Annotated in this window: 23 protein-coding genes; 12 read left to right on the top strand and 11 right to left on the bottom strand. The window is 70.4% G+C overall.

Features of this window, described 5'->3' with window-relative positions; translation table 11 throughout:
- Positions 1-2: 2 nt before the first annotated feature.
- On the bottom strand, positions 3-1322 hold the full coding sequence (locus E2493_RS18110; RefSeq protein WP_135089740.1) for a replication-associated recombination protein A: 1320 nt from the start codon (positions 1320-1322) through the stop codon (positions 3-5).
- Positions 1323-1507: 185 nt separating this feature from the next.
- Positions 1508-1768 (bottom strand): hypothetical protein, encoded by a 261-nt coding sequence (locus tag E2493_RS18105; protein WP_135089738.1) that lies wholly within the window; start codon positions 1766-1768, stop codon positions 1508-1510.
- 182 nt (positions 1769-1950) lie between these two features.
- On the opposite strand from E2493_RS18105, the gene E2493_RS18100 reads away from it, so the two are divergent.
- Complete coding sequence (locus E2493_RS18100) at positions 1951-2208, top strand: type II toxin-antitoxin system HicB family antitoxin (protein ID WP_225421581.1); 258 nt, start codon at positions 1951-1953, stop codon at positions 2206-2208.
- A gap of 27 nt (positions 2209-2235) precedes the next feature.
- Here E2493_RS18100 and E2493_RS18095 read toward each other — a convergent pair whose 3' ends face one another.
- A complete protein-coding gene (locus tag E2493_RS18095) occupies positions 2236-3549 on the bottom strand; it encodes an MFS transporter (protein WP_135089734.1) in 1314 nt (437 codons plus the stop codon).
- 116 nt (positions 3550-3665) lie between these two features.
- Between E2493_RS18095 and E2493_RS21385 the strand changes: the two genes are divergently transcribed.
- Complete coding sequence (locus tag E2493_RS21385) at positions 3666-3842, top strand: hypothetical protein (protein WP_167737620.1); 177 nt, start codon at positions 3666-3668, stop codon at positions 3840-3842.
- Between the two features lie 143 nt (positions 3843-3985).
- On the top strand, positions 3986-4354 hold the full coding sequence (locus E2493_RS18090; RefSeq protein ID WP_167737619.1) for a UrcA family protein: 369 nt from the start codon (positions 3986-3988) through the stop codon (positions 4352-4354).
- Between the two features lie 24 nt (positions 4355-4378).
- Here the strand turns inward: E2493_RS18090 and pip are convergent, their stop codons facing one another.
- The 3 genes from pip to E2493_RS18075 are packed head-to-tail and all read right to left on the bottom strand — an operon-like array spanning position 4379 to position 7495.
- Entirely contained in the window at positions 4379-5320 is a 942-nt protein-coding gene (gene pip / locus E2493_RS18085; RefSeq protein ID WP_135089730.1) for a prolyl aminopeptidase, read from the bottom strand.
- Positions 5317-6693: a glutamate--cysteine ligase gene (locus E2493_RS18080; protein WP_135089728.1), complete on the bottom strand. Its 1377-nt coding sequence runs from the start codon at positions 6691-6693 to the stop codon at positions 5317-5319. The genes pip and E2493_RS18080 overlap by 4 nt, the downstream gene beginning before the upstream one ends.
- A 43-nt stretch (positions 6694-6736) precedes the next feature.
- Positions 6737-7495, bottom strand: coding sequence for a 16S rRNA (uracil(1498)-N(3))-methyltransferase (locus E2493_RS18075; protein ID WP_135089726.1), 759 nt, complete (start codon positions 7493-7495; stop codon positions 6737-6739).
- Positions 7496-7787: 292 nt separating this feature from the next.
- Here E2493_RS18075 and ubiA point away from each other — a divergent pair, with 292 nt between their 5' ends.
- The 4 genes from ubiA (at position 7788) to E2493_RS18055 (ending at position 11990) form a co-directional block, all read left to right on the top strand.
- On the top strand, positions 7788-8702 hold the full coding sequence (gene ubiA / locus E2493_RS18070) for a 4-hydroxybenzoate octaprenyltransferase (RefSeq protein ID WP_135089724.1): 915 nt from the start codon (positions 7788-7790) through the stop codon (positions 8700-8702).
- Between the two features lie 32 nt (positions 8703-8734).
- Entirely contained in the window at positions 8735-10081 is a 1347-nt protein-coding gene (locus tag E2493_RS18065; RefSeq protein WP_135089722.1) for a TldD/PmbA family protein, read from the top strand.
- Positions 10082-10084: 3 nt separating this feature from the next.
- A complete protein-coding gene (locus E2493_RS18060; protein ID WP_135089720.1) occupies positions 10085-10846 on the top strand; it encodes an inositol monophosphatase family protein in 762 nt (253 codons plus the stop codon).
- A gap of 142 nt (positions 10847-10988) precedes the next feature.
- The gene (locus E2493_RS18055) at positions 10989-11990 is read left to right on the top strand and encodes a retroviral-like aspartic protease family protein (protein WP_135089718.1); all 1002 of its coding nucleotides are present in this window, start codon (positions 10989-10991) and stop codon (positions 11988-11990) included.
- A 12-nt stretch (positions 11991-12002) separates the two neighbouring features.
- On the opposite strand, the gene E2493_RS18050 is transcribed toward E2493_RS18055, so the two are convergent.
- Both E2493_RS18050 and E2493_RS18045 read right to left on the bottom strand, forming a co-directional pair.
- The gene (locus E2493_RS18050; RefSeq protein ID WP_135089716.1) at positions 12003-12434 is read right to left on the bottom strand and encodes a CoA-binding protein; all 432 of its coding nucleotides are present in this window, start codon (positions 12432-12434) and stop codon (positions 12003-12005) included.
- A gap of 188 nt (positions 12435-12622) precedes the next feature.
- Positions 12623-13381: an Mrp/NBP35 family ATP-binding protein gene (locus E2493_RS18045; RefSeq protein ID WP_404828337.1), complete on the bottom strand. Its 759-nt coding sequence runs from the start codon at positions 13379-13381 to the stop codon at positions 12623-12625.
- A gap of 279 nt (positions 13382-13660) precedes the next feature.
- Here E2493_RS18045 and hflK point away from each other — a divergent pair, with 279 nt between their 5' ends.
- The 5 genes from hflK (at position 13661) to E2493_RS21380 (ending at position 19634) form a co-directional block, all read left to right on the top strand.
- On the top strand, positions 13661-14767 hold the full coding sequence (hflK, locus tag E2493_RS18040) for an FtsH protease activity modulator HflK (RefSeq protein WP_135089712.1): 1107 nt from the start codon (positions 13661-13663) through the stop codon (positions 14765-14767).
- A complete protein-coding gene (gene hflC, locus E2493_RS18035; protein WP_135089710.1) occupies positions 14764-15621 on the top strand; it encodes a protease modulator HflC in 858 nt (285 codons plus the stop codon). The genes hflK and hflC overlap by 4 nt, the downstream gene beginning before the upstream one ends.
- Before the next feature lie 118 nt (positions 15622-15739).
- The gene (locus tag E2493_RS18030) at positions 15740-17290 is read left to right on the top strand and encodes a Do family serine endopeptidase (RefSeq protein WP_135089708.1); all 1551 of its coding nucleotides are present in this window, start codon (positions 15740-15742) and stop codon (positions 17288-17290) included.
- A 134-nt stretch (positions 17291-17424) separates the two neighbouring features.
- Complete coding sequence (locus E2493_RS18025) at positions 17425-19392, top strand: OPT family oligopeptide transporter (protein WP_225421580.1); 1968 nt, start codon at positions 17425-17427, stop codon at positions 19390-19392.
- Between the two features lie 92 nt (positions 19393-19484).
- Positions 19485-19634 (top strand): hypothetical protein, encoded by a 150-nt coding sequence (locus E2493_RS21380; protein ID WP_167737618.1) that lies wholly within the window; start codon positions 19485-19487, stop codon positions 19632-19634.
- A 42-nt stretch (positions 19635-19676) separates the two neighbouring features.
- Here E2493_RS21380 and E2493_RS18020 read toward each other — a convergent pair whose 3' ends face one another.
- The 3 genes from E2493_RS18020 to E2493_RS18010 all read right to left on the bottom strand — a co-directional run.
- Positions 19677-20039 (bottom strand): hypothetical protein, encoded by a 363-nt coding sequence (locus E2493_RS18020; protein WP_135089706.1) that lies wholly within the window; start codon positions 20037-20039, stop codon positions 19677-19679.
- A 343-nt stretch (positions 20040-20382) separates the two neighbouring features.
- Complete coding sequence (locus E2493_RS18015; protein WP_167737617.1) at positions 20383-20736, bottom strand: integrase core domain-containing protein; 354 nt, start codon at positions 20734-20736, stop codon at positions 20383-20385.
- Positions 20723-21254, bottom strand: a 532-nt coding sequence (locus tag E2493_RS18010) for an IS3 family transposase (protein ID WP_135089701.1), incomplete at its 5' end; no start/stop codon positions are given. The genes E2493_RS18010 and E2493_RS18015, both read right to left, overlap by 14 nt.

Raw genomic sequence — 21254 nt, 5'->3', positions numbered from 1 at the left:
CGCTACTTCCCGAGCTCGGCGCGCCGCGCGTCCCACCAGGCGAGCCGCTCGGCGATCTTGCGCTCGAAGCCGCGGTCGACCGGGCGATAGAATTCCTGCCGCTCCATCTCCTCCGGCCAGTAATCGTCGCCGGAGAAGCCGCCCTCGGCATTGTGGTCGTACTGATAGTTCCGGCCGTAGCCGATGTCCTTCATCAGCCGGGTGGGCGCGTTGAGGATCGTCCTGGGTGGCATCAGCGAGCCGGTCTCCCGCGCCGAGCGCCAGGCTTCCTTCTGCGCGACATAGGCCGCGTTCGATTTCGGCGCCGTCGCGCAATAGAGGCAGGCCTGGACGATGGCGAGCTCGCCTTCGGGAGAGCCGAGGAAGTCGTAGGCGTCCTTGGCGGCGAGGCACTGGACCAGGGCCTGCGGGTCGGCGAGGCCGATGTCCTCCGAGGCGAAGCGGGTGATCCGGCGGAGCACGTAGAGCGGCTCCTCGCCGGCGGTGAGCATACGGGCGAGATAGTAAAGCGAAGCCTGCGGGTCGGAGCCGCGCATCGATTTGTGGAGCGCCGAGATGAGATTGTAATGGCCCTCGCGATCCTTGTCGTAGACCGCCACCCGGCGCTGCAGCAGCGCCGACAGGCCGGCGGGATCGAGCAACTCCTCGAGCTCGATCGAGAACAGCGTCTCGGCCTGGTTGAGGAGGAAGCGGCCGTCGCCGTCGGCGGTGGCGACGAGCGCGTCGCGCGCGTCCGGGGTGAGCGGCAGCGCCCGTCCGACCAAATCCTCGGCGCGGGCGAGCAGCTGGCCGAGCGCCTCGGGCCCGAGCCGGTTGAGGATCAGCACCTGCGCCCGCGAGAGCAGAGCGGCGTTGAGCTCGAACGACGGATTCTCCGTGGTCGCGCCGACGAGCACGACCGTCCCGTCCTCGACATAGGGAAGGAAGCCGTCCTGCTGGGCGCGATTGAAGCGATGGATCTCGTCGACGAACAGCAGGGTCTGCTTGCCGATCCGCGCGAACTCGCGCGCCTCGGCAAAGACCTTCTTGAGGTCGGCGACTCCGGAGAAGACCGCGGAGATCGCCACGAAGCGCATGCCCACCGCGTCGGCGAGCAGGCGGGAGATCGTCGTCTTGCCGGTGCCGGGCGGTCCCCACAGGATCATCGAGGCGAGCCGTCCAGCCGCCACCATCCGGCCGATCGCGCCGGCCGGGCCGGTCAGGTGGTCCTGCCCGACCACCTCGTCCAGGCTGCGCGGCCGCAGCCGGTCGGCGAGCGGCGCGCTGTCCGGCACGGGCGGCGGCGGCGGCGAGGGTTCGTCACTGGCGAAGAGATCGGCCACGGCCAGCCTCTAGACTGCGGGCGCGCGGCGGGGAAGCGGCGGCGGCGAGGCCGCGGCCGGTTCGCCACGCGAAAGAGCCGCGGTCGCCCGAAAGGCGCCGCGGCTCGCTCCCCTCGAAGTGTCGGCGCCCCGGGAAGATACGCCCCCGAGGCGCCCAAGATCGCGGAAAGGGAGAAATCGCGATCTTACTGCTGGTTGGCCTTCACGTCGGCGTCGTCGATCGCCTCTTCCTGCTCCTGGCCGTTCTCGCGGATCGCCTCGGCATTCTCCTCGAGCGCGTCGGCAGCGGTTTCGTTCGACATGTTGTCGGCCGCGGCCTCCATGTTGTCGGCGACGGCGTCCGCATTGTCGGCGACGTTGTCGCCCAGGCTGTCGTCACCCTGGCCGCCGCAGGCGGCGAGAGCGAGGAGGCTGGCGCCGACGGCGGCTTTGAGCATGAACTTCATTTCTGTCCCCTTGTTCAAACTTGGCAAAAGGACGCCCTGCCTCTCGCGAGGCGGGGCGTCCGAGGGAGTCCCGCGTGACCATTGGGGACTACCGTTGCGGCAACGTATTAATCCACTTTAGGTTCCAAATGGAGGGAACCCTGCTGCTCTTCCTGCGTAACCAAGGGCTTGGAGAGGCGGTGTTGCGCATGCCAACTTACCCGGCACGGATCATTCCCGGAGAGGACGGGCTCGTGCTCGTGACCTTCCCCGACGTGCCGGAGGCGGTCGTCTGCGGTCCCGGCGAGGAGGCTGCGCTCGAGCGCGCGGCGGGCGTTCTCGACGTCGTGCTGTCCGGCTATGCCGCGGAGGCGCGGCCGATCCCGGAGCCGTCCGACATTTGCGGCGCGCCGATGGTCAGCACCTACCGCTTCGGCCGCGCGGTGGGCCCGCTGTGGTAGATCGTCACGCTCCTCGAGAAGGGCGAGCTATCGTATCTCGGCGAGATCGATGCCGCGGGTCTCGCGGGCGAGGAGGGCGGTGACGCCGCTGACCAGGCAGGCGGCCGCCACGTAGATCGCGACCGGGGTCGCCGACCTTGTCTCCTGGTAGAGCGCGAGCGCGATGATCGGCGCCAGCGAGCCGGCGACGATCGAGGTCAGCTGATAGGCGATCGACACGCCGGAATAGCGGATCCGGGTGGGGAACAGCTCCGAGATGAAGGCCGCCTGCGGCCCGTACATCGCGCCGTGCAGGACGAGCGCCACGGCGATCGCCGCGACGATCGCCGCCATGTCGCCGCTGGCCAGCATCGGGAAGAAGGCGAAGCTGAACGCCGCCAGGCCGAGGCCTCCCAGGGCATAGACCGGCCGCCGCCCGATCCGGTCCGAGGCCCAGGCGAAGAAGGGGATGGTGAAGAAGTGGACGGCCGCGCCGATCAGCGTGGCGTTGAGCGCGGTGCCGCGGTCGAGCTTGGCGACCTCGGTGAGGTAGGTCACCGAGAAAGCGGTGATGATGTAATAAGAGATGTTCTCGCCGAGCCGCAGGCCGGCTCCGATCAGCACGCCTTTCGGACGCTCGCGGATCACGTCGATCGCCGGGACCTTGGCCAGGCTCTCGGCTTCGTTCGTCGCGTCGGTGAACGTCGCGCTCTCGGCGACCGAGGTCCGGATCCACCAGCCGACCAGCACGAGCACGGCCGAGAGCAGGAACGGTATCCGCCATCCCCAGGCGACGAACTCCGCCTCGGTCTGCGCGGCGGCGAGCAAAGCGAGCACGGCCACGGCGAGGAGGTTGCCGGCCGGTACCCCGGCCTGGGGCCAGCTCGCCCAGAAGCCGCGCCGCCGGGCGTCGCCATGCTCGGCCGCGAGCAGCACCGCGCCGCCCCATTCGCCGCCGACCGCGAAACCCTGGACGAGGCGGAGCACGATCAGCGCGGCAGGGGCCCAGATGCCGATCGCCGCATAGGTCGGCAGGAGGCCGATCAGCGTGGTCGCGGCGCCCATCAGGATCAGGCTCAGCATCAGCAGCCGCTTGCGCCCGATCCGGTCTCCGAAATGGCCGAAGACGATACCGCCGACCGGCCGCGCGACGAAGCCGAGCGCGTAGGTGGCGAAAGCGAGGAGGGTGCCGGTGAGCGGATCGAACGACGGGAAGAACAGCCGGTTGAAGACGATCGCGGCGGCGTAATTGTAGAGGAAGAAATCGTACCATTCGATCGTGGTGCCGATCAGGCTCGCCACCACCACCCGCCGGAGCGGCGTCCTCGCTCCCGTCCCCGCCGTCTCCGCCTCGCCCGCCATTGTCCCCCTCCCGTCTTTCCGCCGGTGCTAGCGCGGCGCTGGGTCGCGCTTCAAGCGCGGGGCGGTGAACCGGATGGCGTCCCGTCGGTTGGAACCTCCGGATCGAGGAGAGACGCATGCAGGAACCAGAGGAGAAGCCGAACACCGGCAAAAGCGGCGAGGCCGGCTCCCGGCCGCAGAAGGCGGGCGAGGGCGGGACGACGCGCTTCGGCATGGAAGACGGCGACAACACCGATGTCCCCGCCACCGGCCAGGGGGCCGAGACGGACGAGGCGGCGGCACGCGCGTCCTGACCGGCCGCGCCGCCGATGCCTCCGGCGGGCGGCGCGTTTGCTACATGTGACACACAAAACCGATCCGCGCGCCATTCGTCTGTGACCTCGCGGCGGCAAATCGGATGCACGAGCCGGCGACGGCGCATTCGAGGAGCAAGACGATGTCGATCAGGACCCTGAGCTGCGCGTGCGCGGCCCTTCTGTTCAGCGGGATTTCGGTGGCGATGGCCGTCGGCCCGGCCGCCGCCCAGCCGGTGGTGGTGACCGCCAGCCGGGAAGCGCCGGCGGTGCGCCGGGTGAGCTATGCCGATCTGAACCTGGAGACCGAGGCCGGCCGCAAGGCGCTGAACGGGCGGATCCGCCGTGCAATCAGCTTCGTCTGCGGCGACCGGACGACGCTGCAGCTGCGCGAGGCGCGCGAGCAGCGCGACTGCGCGCGGTCGGCTCGCAGGAGCGCCGTGGCGCAGCTCGCCGCAGTCGGCGAGGGCGCCGGCCCGTCGCAGGCCGTGCTGATCGCCTCCGCCCGATAATCGCAGCCGCCGACCGCCGCCCGATCAGGCGAAGCGGTCGGTGGCCTGGACGAGCGCGTCGAGGATGCCCGGCTCGTTGTAGCTGTGGCCGGCGTCCGGACTGATGCGGAGCTCGGCCTCGGGCCAGGCGCGGTGCAGGTCCCAGGCCGTGCGCGGCGGCGTGCAGGCGTCGTAGCGGCCCTGGACGATGACGCCGGGAATGTCGTTCAGCCGCCCCGCGTCGCGGATCAGCTGGCCTTCCTCCAGCCATCCCTGGTGGACCATATAATGGTTCTCGATCCGCGCGATCGCCTCCGCGAAGCGGTCCGCGGTCACCGCGCTGACCAGCCCCGGATCGGGGAGCAGGCGGACGGTCGAACCCTCCCAGCGGCTCCAGGCGCGCGCAGCGGCGCGCCGCGTTTCGGCATCGTCGCTGGTCAGGCGAGTGCGATAGGCGGCGACGAGATCGCTGCGTTCGGGCTCGGGGATCGGGGCGACGAAGTCTTCCCATGCGTCCGGGAACAGCGCCGAGGCGCCGTCCTGGTAGAACCAGTCGATCTCCTGCCGCCGCATGGTGAAGATGCCGCGCAGGATCAGCGCCTCGACCCGATCGGCATGGGTCTGGGCATAGGCCAGAGCGAGGGTGGATCCCCAGCTGCCGCCGAACACCAGCCAGCGCTCGACGCCGAGCATCACGCGAAGCCGTTCGATGTCCGCCACCAGGTGCCAGGTCGTATTCGCCTGGAGGGACGCATGCGGGATCGAGCGGCCGCAGCCGCGCTGATCGAAGAGCAGGACGTTCCAGCGGTCCGGATCGAACAGGCGGCGGTGATCGGGGCTGCAGCCGGCTCCCGGGCCGCCGTGGAGGAAGACCGCCGGCTTTCCGTCGGGATTGCCGCATTGCTCCCAGTAGAGATTGTGTCCGTCGCCGACGTCGAGCAGGCCCCAGCGATGGGGCTCGATCGCCGGATAGAGGGTCCTGCTCAGAAGCTCATCTCGTCATAGACGTGGGAGACGTCCCGCGCCCATGCGCCGTGATAATGGTTGAGCAGCACCTCGGCCGGGGTGGTGCCGCGGGCGACGACCTCGCGCAGCGGCCCCAGGAAGCCGCTTTCGTCGTCGCCGGCGGCGTTGAGCCGCGCCCGCGCCTTGAGACCGTGCTCGGCGATGTCGAGGATCCGCCCGCCGAGCTCGCGCAGGCTCTCGCCCTCGGGGGTCTGCGCGTTGAGGCCCAGCTTCGGCACGGAGTCGCGGAGCGCCTGCCGCCCCTCGAGCGACCACTGCTTGACTTCGTCCCAGGCGGCGTCGAGCGCGCCCTGATCGTAGAGCAGGCCGACCCACAGCGCGGGGAGCGCGCAGATCCGGTTCCAGCGGCCGCCGTCGGCGCCGCGCATCTCGAGGAAGCTCTTCAGCCGAACCTCGGGAAAGGCGGTGGAGAGATGGTCCGTCCAGTCGGAGAGCTTCGGCTTCTCGCCGGGCAGAACGGGAAGCTCGCCCTTCAGGAAGTCGCGGAACGACAGGCCGGCGGCGTCGATGTAGCGGCCGTCGCGGTAGACGAAGTACATCGGCACATCGAGCGCATAGTCGAGATAGCGCTCGTAGCCGAAGCCGTCCTCGAACACGAACGGCAGCATCCCGGTGCGGGCGGGATCGGTGTCGGACCAGATGTGGCTGCGATAGGAGAGGAAGCCGTTGGGCTTGCCCTCGGTGAAAGGCGAGCTGGCGAAGAGCGCGGTGGCGAGCGGCTGCAGCGCCAGGCCGACGCGGAACTTCTGCGCCATGTCCGCCTCGCTCGCATAATCGAGATTGACCTGGATGGTGCAGGTCCGGAGCATCATGTCCAGGCCGAGCGAGCCGACGCGCGGCATGTGGCGCAGCATGATCTCGTAGCGGCCCTTGGGCATCACCGGGAGGTCGGCGCGCGCCTTGTCCGGCCACATGCCGACGCCGAGGAAGCCGAGACCGAGCCGGTCGCCGACCGCCTTCACCTGGCTGAGGTGACGCGCCGCCTCGGCGCAGGTGAGATGCAGGTTTTCCAGCGGCGCTCCGGAGAGCTCCAGCTGGCCCGCGGGCTCGAGGCTGACGGTGCCGTCCGGACCCGCCAGCGCGATGACGTTGCCGCCTTCCTCGACCGGCGTCCAGCCGAACTCGGTGAGCGCGGTGAGCAGGTCGCGGATGCCGCCGGGCTCGTCATAGGAGGGCGCGCGATGATCGACGCGGCGATAGACGAACTTCTCGTGCTCGGTACCGATGCGCCACGCCGGCGCGTCCTTCTCGCCCTTGACGAACGGGGCGAGGAGATCGTCGCGGCTCTCGATCGTCGGATCGACGCGGGGGGCGGTGTCGGTACGGGTCGTCATCGCCGCCCCTCTAGCGGCGGCCGCGCCGTGTCGCCAGCGGCTTTCACCGGCGCGCCCCTTCGGGCCAGTCACCGGCCGTCGCCATCCAGACCGAGACAGCGGCAACAGCCGCCGTCTCGGCGCGGAGGATGCGCGGGCCGAGCGACACGCCGCGGGCCGCGGAGAGCGCGCGGACCGCCGCGCGCTCGTCCTGGGTGAAGCCGCCTTCGGGCCCGATCAGGATCGCCGCCTTGCCGGCGCCCTGCGTCGCCTCGACGAAGGGCACGCCGCCGGTCTCGTCGGCGAAGAGGAGCACGCGATCCTCCGGCCACGACTTCAGCACCGCGGCCAGCTTTTCGGGCGGATCGAGCCGGGGGAGGGCGGTGCGCTCGCATTGCTCGGCGGCCTCGATCGCATTGGCGCGGAGCCGGTCGAGGTTGAGGCGGTCGACGACCGTGCGCTGGGTGACGACCGGGAGCAGGCGGTCGACGCCGAGCTCGGTCGCCTTCTCGACGATCCAATCGATCGGCCCGCGCTTGACCGGCGCGAACAGCAGCCAGATGTCGGGGACCGGCTCGCGCGGCCGGAGGTGCTGCACCACCGTCAGCGTGACGCGCTTCCTGCCCGCCCCGACGACCTCGGCGAGCCACTCGCCGGTCACGTCGTCGAACAGCTTCACCTGCGCGCCCGCAGCGAGGCGAAGCACGTTGCCGAGATAATTGGCGGGTGCGCCGTCGAGCGTCAGCGCTGCGCCCTCGGCCAGCGGCGCCTCGACGAACAGGCGCGGCAGGCTTGCCGGCGGCCAGGCGGGTGTGGCGGCCATCAGCGGCGCGCCTCGACCGGCCAGTCGCGAGCTTGCCCCTCCACCGCACTTCGGCCGACGGCTGCTCCGCAGCCGGTTTCCGCTCTCGGCACGCCCCCGGCGTGCCGACCCGCCTGCACCCCCCTCCCCATCAGCCGTGCGGCTGACAGGGAGGACGCGCCGCGGCGACGTGCCATCCTCCTCCTCCCTGTCCGCGAAGCGGATGGGGAGGGGGACCACCCGCAGGGTGGTGGAGGGGCAAGGCCGCGTCCAATCCTCGACATCCAGCCTCTCTGTCGGCAAATGTCGGGCGATGGCAACTCCTCAGGACGAGATCGTACCGGATTCCGAGCGGCGCGGACTGATCGGCGTGCTCCCGGCGGGGCTGCGGCCCTATGGCTCGCTGATGCGGCTCGATCGGCCGATCGGCGCCTGGCTGCTGTTCTGGCCGGGGGCGTGGAGCGTCGCCCTCGCCGGGATCGGGCCGCGGGGTTTCTCGCTCATCCTGTGGCTGGCGCTGGGCGCCTGGGCGATGCGCGGCGCGGGCTGCGTCTACAACGACATCGTCGATCGCGATCTCGACCGCCAAGTCGAGCGCACCCGCCTGCGCCCGCTGGCCAGCGGGCGTGCGTCGCTGACCGGGGCATGGGTCCTGCTCGTCCTGCTCTGCCTGATCGGGCTCGTCGTCCTGCTCCAGCTTCCCCGCACCGCGCAGATCGTGGCGCTCGCCAGCCTGGCCCCGGTCGCCCTCTACCCCTTCATGAAGCGGATCACCTGGTGGCCGCAGGCCTGGCTCGGCCTGGTCTTCTCCTGGGCGGCGCTGGTCGGCTGGCCGGCCGTGACCGGTTCGCTCGCGCTCACCCCTTTGCTCCTCTACGCCGGCGCGATCTTCTGGGTGATCGGCTACGACACGATCTACGCCTTGCAGGATCGCGAAGACGACGCGCTCGTCGGAGTCCGCTCGTCGGCGCTGGCGCTCGGAGCGCATGCCCGCACCGGGGTGACGATCTTCTACCTTCTCGCGCTGGCTTTCTGGGCCGCCGCCCTGTGGCGCGAGCGGCCGGACGGGCTCGCCCTCGTGGCGCTGCTGCCGATGGCGGTGCACCTCCTGCACCAGGTCGCGACGCTGAAGCCGGAGGACGGCGACGACGCGCTCCGCAAGTTCCGCTCGAACCGGTTCGCCGGCCTGCTCATGTTCACCGCCTGCCTGGTGGTCGGCACTTCCTAGACTTTGCCGGCGGCGCACCCTAACTGCCCGCCATGCTGTCTCCATCCGAAGCCGAAAGCCGCGCCGCCGCCCTCGTCGAACGGGCGAAGAAGGCCGGTGCCGATGCCGCCGACGCCCTCTACATCGCCGACGCCTCGACCGGCGTCCAGGTCCGCCTCGGTGCGCTCGAGGATGTCGAGAGGTCCGAAGGCGAGGAGATCGGCCTGCGCCTGTTCGTCGGCCTGCGCTCGGCGAGCGTCTCCTCGTCCGACCTTTCCGACGAGGCGCTCGCCGCCTTGGTCGAGCGGGCCGCTGCGATGGCGCGCGAGGCGCCGGAGGATCCTTATTCCGGCCTCGCACCCGAGGACCGGCTGCTGCGCGAGCGCGGCCCCGACGTCGACGGCGACGACGGCCAGGATCCGTCCCCGACCGAGCTGAAGGCGCGGGCGCTCGAGACCGAGGATGCGGCGCGCAGCGTGGCCGGCGTCACCAACAGCGGCGGCGCGTCGGCGAGCGCCGGGCGCTCGGTCATCGCTTTGGCGACCAGCCACGGCTTCGTCCGCGGCTATTCGACCAGCGGCTATTCGGGCTCGGCGAGCGTCATCGCCGGCGAGGGCAGCGGCATGCAGCGCGATTATGCGCAGCACAGCGTGCGCCATTACGCCGATCTCGATGCGCCCGCCGAGATCGGCCGCAGGGCCGGCGAGCGCACAGTTGCCCGGCTCAACCCCGCCAAGCTGGCGAGCGGCGCGATGCCGGTCGTGTTCGATCCCCGCGTCGGCGCCAGCCTCGTCGGCCATCTGATCGGCGCGATCACCGGCTCCGCGATCGCGCGGCGTACCTCCTTCCTGCTCGGCCGCGAGGGCGAGCAGCTGTTCGACGAGAGCATCGTCATCCGCGACGATCCGCACCGCCCGCGCGGGCTGCGCTCGAAGCCGTTCGACGGCGAGGGCCTGCCGACCGCGCCGCGCAATCTGGTGGAGGGCGGCCGCGTGACCGGCTGGCTGCTCGACAGCGCCTCCGCCCGCCAGCTCGGTCTCGAGCCGACCGGCCATGCCAGCCGCGGCGTCGGCGGCTCGCCCGGCGCGAATGCCACCAATGTCCATATCGAGCCGGGCCGCCTCTCGGTCGAGGACCTGCTCGCCGACATCGGCCGCGGCCTCTACGTCACCGAGCTGATCGGCCAGGGCGTCAACCCGGTGACCGGCGACTATAGCCGCGGCGCATCCGGCTTCATCATCGAGAACGGCCGGATCGGCCCGGCCGTCGCCGAGATCACCATTGCCGGCAATCTGATCGACATGTTCCGCCGGCTGACCGCCGCCGACGATCTCGCGTTCCGCCGCGCCGTCAACGTGCCGACCCTGAGGGTCGAGGGCCTCACCGTCGCGGGGGCCTGAGCGATGCTCGCCGAGCTCTCCCAGATCGTCCGGGAGGCGGGGCGCATCGCCGCCACCCGCTCCGGCAGCGCCTTCCGGCGGTGGGAGAAGGCGCCGGGCAACCCGGTCTGCGAGGTCGATCTCGAGGTCGATTCGTTCCTGCGCGCGCGGCTCGCTGCGCTCGACCCCGACGCCGCCTGGCTCTCCGAGGAGACGGTCGACCGTCCCGAACGGATCGAGCACGCGCGGCTTTGGGTGGTCGATCCGATCGACGGCACCCGCGATTACATCCGCGGGCGCAGCGGCTGGGCGGTCTCCGTGGCCTTGATCGAGGATCGGGTGCCGGTGCTCGGCGTGCTCGATGCCCCGGCGCGCGGCGAGCATTGGGCGGCCGCGAGAGGCGCCGGGGCATGGCGGAACGGCGAGGCGCTGCGGGTCAGCGGCCGCCAGGGCCTCGCCGGCGCGCGGATCCCCTCCGACCAGCTCGCCGCGGCCGATGCCGATCTCGTACCGGTGCCGAAGCCGAACTCGATCGCGCTCAGGATCGGCCTGGTCGCCGCCGGCGAGGCCGACCTCGTCGCCACGACAAAATGGGGCTTCGAGTGGGACATCGCCGCCGCGGCGCTGATCGCCACGGAGGCGGGCGCGACGGTGACCGGCGCGCTCGGCCAGCCGCTCGCCTTCAACACCTATTCGGGCGAGGTGTTCGGGGTTCTCGCCGCGACTCCGGGCATCCACGCCGCTGCCGCCGAGCGCATGCGGCAGCGCGCCCTTTCCGTCCTGTAGACCGCGCGCCGACGCGCCGGTTCGCGCCAGGCCGATCGGCGGGACCCGCCTCGTCGCACCAACCCGCGGCTTGGTAGCGGATCGCTGGCGCCCCTTCGACTTTCCTCTGGAAAGAGAGTAAGTTCCCAGGCGGAGGCGCGCGATGAAGCTGATCCGGTCGTCCGCGGCACTGATCGGTGCCGCCTTGCTGATCTCCCCGCTTGCCGGCCAGGCGCCCGCGCCGGTTGCCGCGCCTGTCGCCGGGGTCGACGCGCCCGACACCGTCATCGATTTCGGCGCCGATGCCTTCGCCCGAATGACGGTCCCGGTCAGCATCGACGGGCGCGGGCCCTATCGCTTCATCGTCGACACCGGCGCCGAGCGCACGGTGATCGCGCGCGAGCTCGCCCGCCAGCTCGACCTCGGCGCCGGCCGCACGGCGCGGGTCCACAGCATGAGCGAGGTCAGCGAGGTCGGCACCGTCGTGATCCCGGCGCTCGAGGTGGCCGGCAAGATGGTGCGCGGCATCCATGCGCCGGCGCTGGCGCGCCGCCACCTCGGCGCGGAGGGGATGCTCGGCGTCGATTCATTGAAAGCGCAGCGGGTCTCGTTCGACTTCGTCCGCCAGAAGATGACGGTCACCCCGTCGACCCGACGCGAGGAGAAATGGGAGGACGACGGCATCGTCGTCACCGGCCGCAGCCGCTTCGGCCAGCTGATCCTGGTCGATGCCTCGGTGGACGGCCAGAAGGTCTGGGTGATCATCGACACCGGATCGCAGGCGACGATCGGCAACAGCGCCTTGCGCCGCAAGCTCGAGCGGAAGGGGCGCATGGGGCAGACCTACAAGGTGCAGCTGACCAGCGTCACCGGCGGCACGATCTCGGCCGATCAGGCGACCGCCCGGCGCATCCGGATCGGCGGGGTCGCCATGACCGAGATGCCGGTCGCGTTTGCGGACGTGCATCCGTTCCGCAAGCTCGACCTGATGGACCGGCCGGCGCTCCTCCTCGGCATGGACGCGCTGCAGATGTTCGACCGCGTTTCGGTCGATTTCGCCAGGCGCCGCGTGCGGATGCTCACCCCGGGCCGCTCGCAGCGGGGCATCCTCGGCCAATTCGCGATGGCCGGGCCGGCGGGCACGGCAGGCCGGGCCGTGCGCTGACCGCCCGCCCGATCAGCCGCCGACGCGCGGCACGCCGAGGCGCGGAATGTCGATCTTCGGGCAGCGGTTCATCACCACCTTGAGACCGGCCGCTTCGGCGCGCGCGGCGGCCTCCTCGTTGATGACGCCGATCTGCAGCCAGACCGATTTCGCGCCGGCGGCGATCGCCTCGTCGACCGCCTCGCCCGCTGCCATCGGCCGCCGGAAGATGTCGACCATGTCGATCGGCTCGCCGATCTGCGCGAGCTCGCGCCAGACATATTCGCCATGGACGTGCTCGCCGGTGATCTGCGGATTGACCGGCAGCACCCGGTAGCCCCAGTCCTGGAGGAACTTCATCACGCCGTAGCTCGGCCGGTCCGGGCGATCCGAAGCGCCGATCAGCGCGATCGTGCGGGTGCTGGCGAGCAGGTCGCGTATCTCGGCATCGGTGGTCAGCGGCATCGGCGTCTCCTCGGTAGCCCATCCTCCCTGTGGGCGAATCCCATGGGGAGGGGGACCGCCGTCGGAAGGCGGTGGTGGAGGGGCCGGATCTCTCTCGCGTCGTCCCGGCCCCTCCACCGCGCTACGCGCGGTCCCCCTCCCCATCGCCTGCGGCGACAGGGAGGATTTTCGACGTCAACGCGGCGCGGTCACTTCCGGTTCAAGCCTTCGAGCACCCGGGCGGCGAGCGCGGCGAACACGGCGGCGTCCTCGCCCTCGCCGGCGGCGGGCGGCGTGCCGGCATCGGAGGCGCGGCGGATCGAGAGGGTCAGCGGCACCCGGCCGAGGACGGGGACGCCCATCACGCCCGCAGCGGCTTCCGCGCCGCCGGCGCCGAACGGATCGGAGATCTCGCCGCAATGGGGACAGGCATAGCCGGACATGTTCTCGACCAGGCCGATGACGGGGACGTTGGTCTTGCGGAAGAGGTCGATGGCGCGGGTGGCGTCGATCAGCGCCAGGTCCTGCGGCGTCGAGACGATGACCGCGGCGCTCGGAGTCCATTTCTGGACGAGCGAGAGCTGGATGTCGCCGGTGCCCGGCGGCAGGTCGATCACCAGGATCTCGGTATCGCCCCAATCGCCGTCGATCAGCTGGCCCATCGCATTCGCCGCCATCGGCCCACGCCAAGCGAGTGCCTTGCCGCTCTCGACGAGCTGGCCGAGCGACAGCATCCTGACACCGTGGGTCTCGATCGGCACGATCCGGTTGTCGACCGAGTCCGGACGCTCGTGGCTGCCCATGATCTGCGGCTGCGAAGGCCCGTAGACGTCGGCGTCGACCAGCCCGACCTTGCGGCCGGCGCGGGCGAGGGCGATGGCGAGGTTGGCCGAGACGGTCGATTTGCCGACCCCGCCCTTGCCGCTGCCGACGGCCAGGATCGTCCGCTCGCGCTTGTCCGCGGTCATCGCGATGCGGACCTCGTCGGCGCCCGGCACGCCCGCGAGCGCGGCGCGGATGTCGCGCTCCAGCGCGGCGCGGCCGCTGGCGTCGAGCCCGGCGGCGTCGATCACGAGGCTGGCCTTGCCGTCCTTGAGGCGGGCCGACTGGATGCGCTCGCGGGCGCCGGGAACGCGATCGAGGGCGGAGAGAAGAGGGGCGTCGTCCTGGGTCATGGCGGGGCAGATAGGCGAGCCGGCTCGGCTTGCCACTGTTTTTCCGCGGGGGCGGTACCTATAAAGGCCTTCATGAGCAAAATCTTCGGGTGGGGCGCGCGTCTCGGCGCCATGTTCAACGAGAACCGCGGCGGCCCCTGGGGCCCTTCCGGCGGAGGCGGTTCCGGCTCGGGCGGCTCCGGCGGAGAAGGAGGGGGAGGGCCACGCAGCCCGTGGGGTGAGCCACCCCGCAAGCGTCGTCCCGGCCCCGGCAACGTCGCCTCGCTCGACGATTTCCTGAAGAAGAGCCGCCAGCGCTTCGGCGGCCGCCTGCCGCAGAACGACGGCCGCCCCTATTGGGCCTATGGCCTTGCCGTATTCGCCCTGCTCTGGATCGTGTTCACCAGCTTCCACCGCATCGAGCCGCAGGAGCGCGGCGTCGTCACCCTCTTCGGCGCCTACAGCCGCACGCTCGGCCCCGGCATCGGCTGGACGCTGCCGGCACCGATCGAGACCGTGCAGGAGATCGACATCGAGGAGATCCGCACGATCGACATCGGCTCGCCCGATCCGGCGCGCGAGAATCTGATCCTCACCGGCGACCAGAACATCATCGATCTTGCTTATTCGGTGCGCTGGAACATCAAGGATCCGCAGCTCTTCCTGTTCATGATCGAGGATCCGGAAGGCACGATCCGCGAGGTCGCGGAGAGCGCGATGCGCGAGATCGTCGCCAGCGTCTCGCTCGACGACGCGATCGGCGCCGGCCGCAGTGACATCGAGCAGCGCGTGTCGCTGCGCATGCAGCAGCTTCTCGACGGCTATGGCGCCGGCGTCCGCGTCCAGGGTGTCGCGATCAAGCAGTCGGATCCGCCGGCCGCGGTCAACGAGGCGTTCAAGGAAGTGACCGCCGCGCAGCAGCAGGCGCAGAGCTACATCAACGACGCCCGCGCCTATGCGCTGCAGCTCACCGCCAAGGCGCAGGGCGAGGCGGCCGCCTTCGACAAGGTCTACGCGCAGTACAAATTGTCGCCCGAGGTGACCCGCCGCCGCATGTATTACGAAACGATGGAAAGAGTGCTCTCCAAGGTGGACAAGACGATCGTCGAGGCGCCGGGCGTCACGCCCTATCTCGCGCTGCCCGAAATCCAGCGCCGCGCCCCGGCCCAGCCGCAGGCGCAGGAAGGAGCCGCCCGATGAGCCGCGCCCTGCGCAACCCGATCGCGCTCGCCTTCCTGGCCATCGCGATCCTGATCCTGCTCGGCAGCACCTTCGCCGTCGTCCCGGAGACGCGGCAGGGCCTGATCGTCCGCTTCGGCGACGTGAAGTGGATCCTCAACCCCTATCGGGCGAACGAGACGTTCGGCACCTCCAACGCCGGCCTGATCGCGCGCTGGCCGTTCATCGACCAGATCGTCTGGGTCGACAAGCGCATCCAGAGCGTCGGCATGGAGCGCCAGCTGGTCGTCTCCAACGATCAGCTGCGCCTCCAGGTCGATGCCTTCGCCCGCTACCGGATCGTCGATCCCTATCGGATGTACATCGCCGCCGGCAGCGAGGAGCGGGTCAGCGACCAATTGAAGCCGATCCTCGGCTCGGCGCTGCGCAACGAGCTCGGCAAGCGGCCGTCGGCCGCGCTGCTCAGCCCCGAGCGCTCGCAGCTGATGCAGAACATCCGCACCGCGCTCAACCGGGTCGCGCGCCAGTACGGCGCCGAGGTGATCGACGTCCGCATCAAGCGGACCGACCTGCCCGAGGGCGCGCCGCTCGATTCCGCCTTCCAGCGGATGCGCACCGCCCGCCAGCAGGAGGCGCGCTCGATCCAGGCCCAGGGCGCCAAGCAGGCCCAGATCATCCGCGCCGATGCCGACGCCGAGGCGGCCAACGTCTACGCCGAGGCGTTCGGCAAGGATCCCGACTTCTACGATTTCTACCGGGCGATGCAGTCCTACGAGACGACGTTCGTCAACAACAATGCGGAGGACAAGGGCCGCTCGAGCATCATCCTCTCGCCGCAGAACGAATATCTTCGCGAGTTCACCGGGCGCCGCTGATCGGCGGCGCCTGCTTATTCAATTCCGGTTCAGCCGCACCACATAGCTTGGCAAGCGACCCAGAAGACACCCCCGGGTTCCTGCCCGCCCGGGCAAATCCAAGAGGAGGATTCCCATAGTGCGTTACGTTTATGGCCTGACTGCCGCCCTGCTGATCGGCGGTGCGACCGCCACCCTCACGGTCGGACCCGTCGGCGCGCAGACCGCGCAGAACGAGCCGGGCACGATCGCTGCCGCGACCCCGCGACCGGGTGCGCCGATGAGCTTCGCCGACCTCGCCGCCCGCCTCCAGCCGGCGGTGGTCAACATCTCGACCAAGCAGAGCATCCAGGTGAGCCAGTCGCGCTCGCTGCCGCCCGGCTTCGAGGAATTCTTCCGCCGCTTCGGCGCTCCGGTCCCCGAGGGCGGCGACGAGCCGGTCACCCGCCGCGGCGGCTCGCTCGGCTCCGGCTTCATCATCTCCGCCGACGGTTATGTCGTCACCAACAACCACGTCGTCTCGCCGTCGAGCAGCGGCGCGACGGTCGAGCAGATCACCGTCACGCTCCCCGACCGCCGCGAGTTCGAGGCTGAGCTGGTCGGCCGCGACACCGCGTCCGATCTCGCCGTGCTGAAGATCAAGGGCAACAACCTGCCGTTCGTCCGCTTCGCCTCCGGTCCGGAGTCGGTCCGCGTCGGCGACTGGGTGGTGGCGATCGGCAATCCGTTCGGCCTCGGCGGCACGGTCACCGCCGGCATCGTCTCGGCGCTCCACCGCAACATCGGCGCCGGCCAGTACGATCGCTACATCCAGACCGACGCGTCGATCAACATGGGCAACAGCGGCGGCCCGATGTTCGACCTCAACGGCAACGTCGTCGGCATCAACACGGCGCTGATCTCCCCGACCGGCGGCAACGTCGGCATCGGCTTCGCGATCCCGGCCGATCAGGCCGCGCCGATCGTCGAGTCGCTGCGCGCCGGCCGCCGCCCGCAGCGCGGCTATATCGGCGTCAGCCTGCAGCCGCTGACCGAGGATATCGCGGAGTCGCTCAACCTGCCGAAGAACCGGGGCGAGCTGATCCGCGGCGTCACCCCGGGCGGCGCCGCCGCGCGTGCCGGCATCCAGCAGGGCGACGTGGTGATCACCGTCAACAACCAGCCGGTGACTCCCGACCAGTCGCTCGCCTATCTGGTGGCGAAGCTGCCCGTCGGGCAGCGCGTGCCGATCGAGCTGATGCGGGGCGGCGAGCGCCGCACCGTGACGGTGACGGTCGGCGAGCGTCCGACCGAGGAGGAGCTCGCCAAGCTCAACGGCATCGAGGACGAGACTCCGGTCGCCGAGACGCCCGAGAACGAGCAGTCGACCAGCCAGAGGTCGGCGCGCGAGAGCCTCGGCGTCACCGTCCAGCCGCTGACGCCGGAGATCGCCCGGTCGCTGCGCCTCAACGACGTCAATCTGCGCGGCCTCGTCGTCGCCTCGGTCAGCCCGTCGAGCGACGCGGCGCAGAAGCTCCAGCAGGGCGACATCATCCTGTCGATCAACCAGCGCGCGACCCGCACGCCGGACGAAGCGGCGGCGGCCGTCGCCGCCGCCCGCTCGGCCGGACGGAATTCGGTGCTGCTGCTCGTCCGCCGGGGCAACAACCCGCCGGTCTATATCGGCGTGACGCTCGCCCGCGCCCGCTGAGCCTGGCGTGGCGCCGGCCTCCCCGCCCCGAGCGGGCGGGGAGGCCGCGCTCCTCTTGCCGCACAACGCTTGCCGCCCGCTTCCCCTTGGGGAATACGGGCGGCAGTTCGTTTCGGCGGTGAAGGAGAGGCGGAGTGCGCGAGTCGATCGACAGCAGGGGCGCGGCGCTGCCCGAGCTCACCGTCCGGGGCGTCGCCCTCGGCGGTCTCATCACCCTCCTGTTCACCGCCGCCAACGTCTATCTCGGCCTGCGCGTCGGCCTGACCTTCGCCACCTCGATCCCGGCCGCGGTGATCTCGATGGCGGTGCTGCGCTGGTTCGCCTCGTCGAACATCCTCGAGAACAACATCGTCCAGACCGTCGCCTCGGCGGCGGGCACGCTGGCGGCGATCTGCTTCGTGCTGCCCGGCCTGGTGATGATCGGCTGGTGGCAGGGCTTTCCCTATTGGACGACGGCGCTGGTCACCTTCCTCGGCGGCGCATTGGGCGTGCTGTTCTCGATCCCGCTGCGCCGCGCCCTGGTCACCGATTCGCCTCTGCCCTTCCCGGAGGGCGTCGCCGCCGCCGAGGTGCTGAAGGTCGGCGAGGCGTCGCGCCAGGGCGCCGAGGAGAGCGGCAAGGGGCTGATGGCGATCGTCTCGGGCTCCCTGGTCTCGTCCGGCTTCGCCCTGCTCGCCGCGATGCGGATCACCGCGGCTGACGCGGCCGCCTTCTTCCGCATCGGCCCTTCGGTCACCGGCTTCAATCCCGGCTTCCAGTTTGCCCTGCTCGGCGCCGGGCATCTGGTCGGCCTATCGGTCGGCCTCGCCATGGGCCTCGGCCTGCTGATCGCCTGGGCCGTCGCCGTGCCTCTGCTCAGCGCGGCAGTGCCGGGCGGCGCCGGCATGGAGGCCGAGGCGCTCGCCACCGACGTCTGGGTCAACCAGGTGCGCTTCCTCGGCGCCGGCGTGATCGGCGTCGCCGCGGTCTGGACCCTGCTCTCGATCATCGGCCCGATCCTCCGCGGCCTCGCCGGCGCGCTCGCCGCCTCGCGGGCGCGGCGTGCCGGGCAGGGGGCGAGCCTGGCGCTGACCGAGCGCGACATGCCGATCGGCCTGGTCGCGCTCGGCACGCTCGCCGCGATGGTGCCGATCGCCTGGCTGCTGCTTGCCGAGCTCGGCGGCGCGGCGCCGGGGCGCACCGGGCTGGTGATCGCGCTCAGCCTGCTCTTCATCCTCGTCGCCGGCGCGTTCATCGCCGCGGTCTGCGGCTATATGGCCGGTCTGATCGGCGCCTCGAACAGCCCGGTCTCGGGCATCGGCATCCTCTCGGCGATCGGCTCGGCGCTGCTTTTGCTGTTCGTCGTCGGCGCCGGCGAGGGGGCCGAGGGCAGCCGTCCGCTGGTCGCCTACGCACTGATCGTCACCGGCATCGTGTTCGGCGTCGCCACCATCTCCAACGACAACCTCCAGGATCTGAAGACCGGCCAATTGGTCGGCGCGACGCCGTGGCGCCAGCAGGTCGCCTTGCTGTTCGGCGTGCTGTTCGGCGCCGCGATCATCCCGCCGGTGCTCGACCTGCTCAACCAGGGCTACGGCTTCGCCGGCGCGCCCGGCGCGGGACCGGACGCTTTGCCCGCGCCGCAGGCGGCGCTGATCTCGGCGATCGCGCAGGGCGTGCTCGGCGGCGATCTCGACTGGCGGATGATCGGCTACGGCGTGCTGCTCGGCATCGGTCTGATCGTGCTCGACGCGGGCCTCGGCCGCGCCGGCAAGACGCGGCTGCCGCCGCTCGCCACCGGCATCGGCATCTATCTGCCGATGTCGACGACCCTGATGGTGGTGGTCGGCGCGGTCGCCGGCTGGGTGTTCGACCGCCGCGCCGAGCGCGCCCGCGACCCCGAGGCGCGGCGCCGCCTCGGCGTCCTCGCCGCGACCGGGCTGATCGTCGGCGAGAGCCTGTTCGGCGTGCTGCTCGCCGGAATCGTCGTCGCCACCGGCAACGCCGCTCCGCTGGCATTGGTCGGCGAAGGCTTCCGCCCGTTCGCGGTCGGCGGCGGGGCGATCCTGTTCGCGCTGCTGGCTCTGTGGCTCTACCGCCGGAGCGAGCGGGTGGCGGGGTAGGACTTGGGTCGGCGGGAACCAGCGGCGGCCGCAGCCATTGCCGATCCGGGCGCCGGCGTGAGATCATTGCTGGGAAATCGAGCGAGGCGGCGATGAGCCTGGATGACGAGATAGTGCAGACTCCCGACGGCCCGATGACCTGGGCGCAGTGGAAGAAGAAGCACCCGATCCAGATCCCCTCGCGGCGCACGAAGGGGAAGAAGCTCCCGGTGAAGGTGAAGCGGTTCACAGACGAGACCTAGCGCGCGGCGAGTCAGCTTACGACCCATTCCGGACCTTCGACGTCAATTACGCTTGGTGCGCTGCCATAGGTAGGTGCCTACGCAAGCGGCCGTGATGACGAGGGGCGAAACAAGCATGATGAGGCCGAGACCGATGTTCGCACCGCTGCCGTCGGGATGCCATTGGTAGCTCACACCCTCCACCAGATAGTAGCCCCACAGCGTGAGCGTGAGGACAAGCCCGACGATCCAAGGCGCTTTCTTCTTTGTGCCGGTCACTGCCACGACGATAAAGGGAATGGAAACCGAGATCGCTTGCCAGATGAGGACCGTCCATTCCTCCGCGAGGTTCAGAGATCGCCCGGTGAGGAGCGAAAACGCAATGGCCGACCCGAAGGCGACGAGTGGCCCTATGACCAGCGCCATCAGGCATCCCGCGTTGTGTATCTCTTCGCTGTCGTCTGACGCCTGCTCCATGGGACCAACTTAGCTCTGCCTATGTCTGCAAACCACCCCTAGCTGACCTCCGCCGGCGCGTGGCTCCGGCGCGTTTGCGCTCGTCGGCGGCGCCTTTGCCGCTTGCGCGGCGCGCTCGACGAACGCCGATTTGTTCACGCAAAGACGCGAAGGCGCAAAGAGGCCGTGGCGCTGAAGGCGGCGGCGTGAAGCGACGGGTGGGAAAGGGGCAGGCTTCGCCTGCCCGGTGGCATTGATCATTTCACGCGCGGCGGCTGTGGCTGGAGTGCACCCCCTCGGTGAGACAAAAAGCTTAGACACAGATTGTTGTGCCTACCGCTATCGGCTGCGCCGCATGCGGCGGAGCCGATAGCAATCGATTGTCGCGTTCGAATGCCGCCGGTGACCGGTAGGCCAGGGCGGAATGCAGTCTCTGGCGGTTGTAGACCTCCTCGAGGAAGATGGCGATCCGCGCCTCGACGTCGGCCTGATCGCGATAGCAGCGGCCGTCGACCTCCTCGCGCTTCAGCGTGCGCATGAAGCTCTCCGCCATGGCGTTGTCCCACGGGCAGCCGGCGCGGCTCATGCTCGGCTGGATCCCGGCCGCGGTGAGGCGCTCGACATAGGCGGTGCAGGCATATTGGATGCCGCGGTCAGAGTGGTGCACCAGTTCGCCAGGCGCGATCGCCCGGGCGGCGAGCGCCAGCGATCGCCGCGAGAGCCAAGTCAGCTTTGAGATGGTCCGCCAGCGCCCAGCCCACCACGCGGCGGCTCCAGGCGTCGAGGATCACGGCGAGATAGACGAAACCCTCCGCCAGCCGCACGTAGGTGATGTCGGCCACCCACAGCTGGTTCGCGCCCGTGGGCATCATCTTGCGCGCCAGATTGGGGTAGACGCTGAAACGATGCCGGCTGTCGGTCGTCGGCGGACGGAACGTGCGCCCGGTGATGCACAGCAGATTGTCGGTCTGCCGGAGGCGCTGCACGCGCTTGTGATTCACCGCCCAGCCGGACTGGCGCAGCAGCGCCGTGATTCGGCGATAGCCGTAGAAGCGATGCTCGAGCGACAGGCGCTGCACCTCGTCGCGCACCGCCGTCTCCTCCCGCGCCGGCTGTGACGCCTGCCAGTGCCGGTAATAGCCGGCACGGCTGACGCCGGCCAAACGGCACATCCGTTCGATCCCA

Origin of the sequence: Sphingomonas parva (ex Maeng et al. 2020), assembly GCF_004564275.1 — a bacterium.
Taxonomy (GTDB): domain Bacteria; phylum Pseudomonadota; class Alphaproteobacteria; order Sphingomonadales; family Sphingomonadaceae; genus Allosphingosinicella; species Allosphingosinicella parva.
This window is presented reverse-complemented; position numbering and strand designations above follow the sequence as displayed.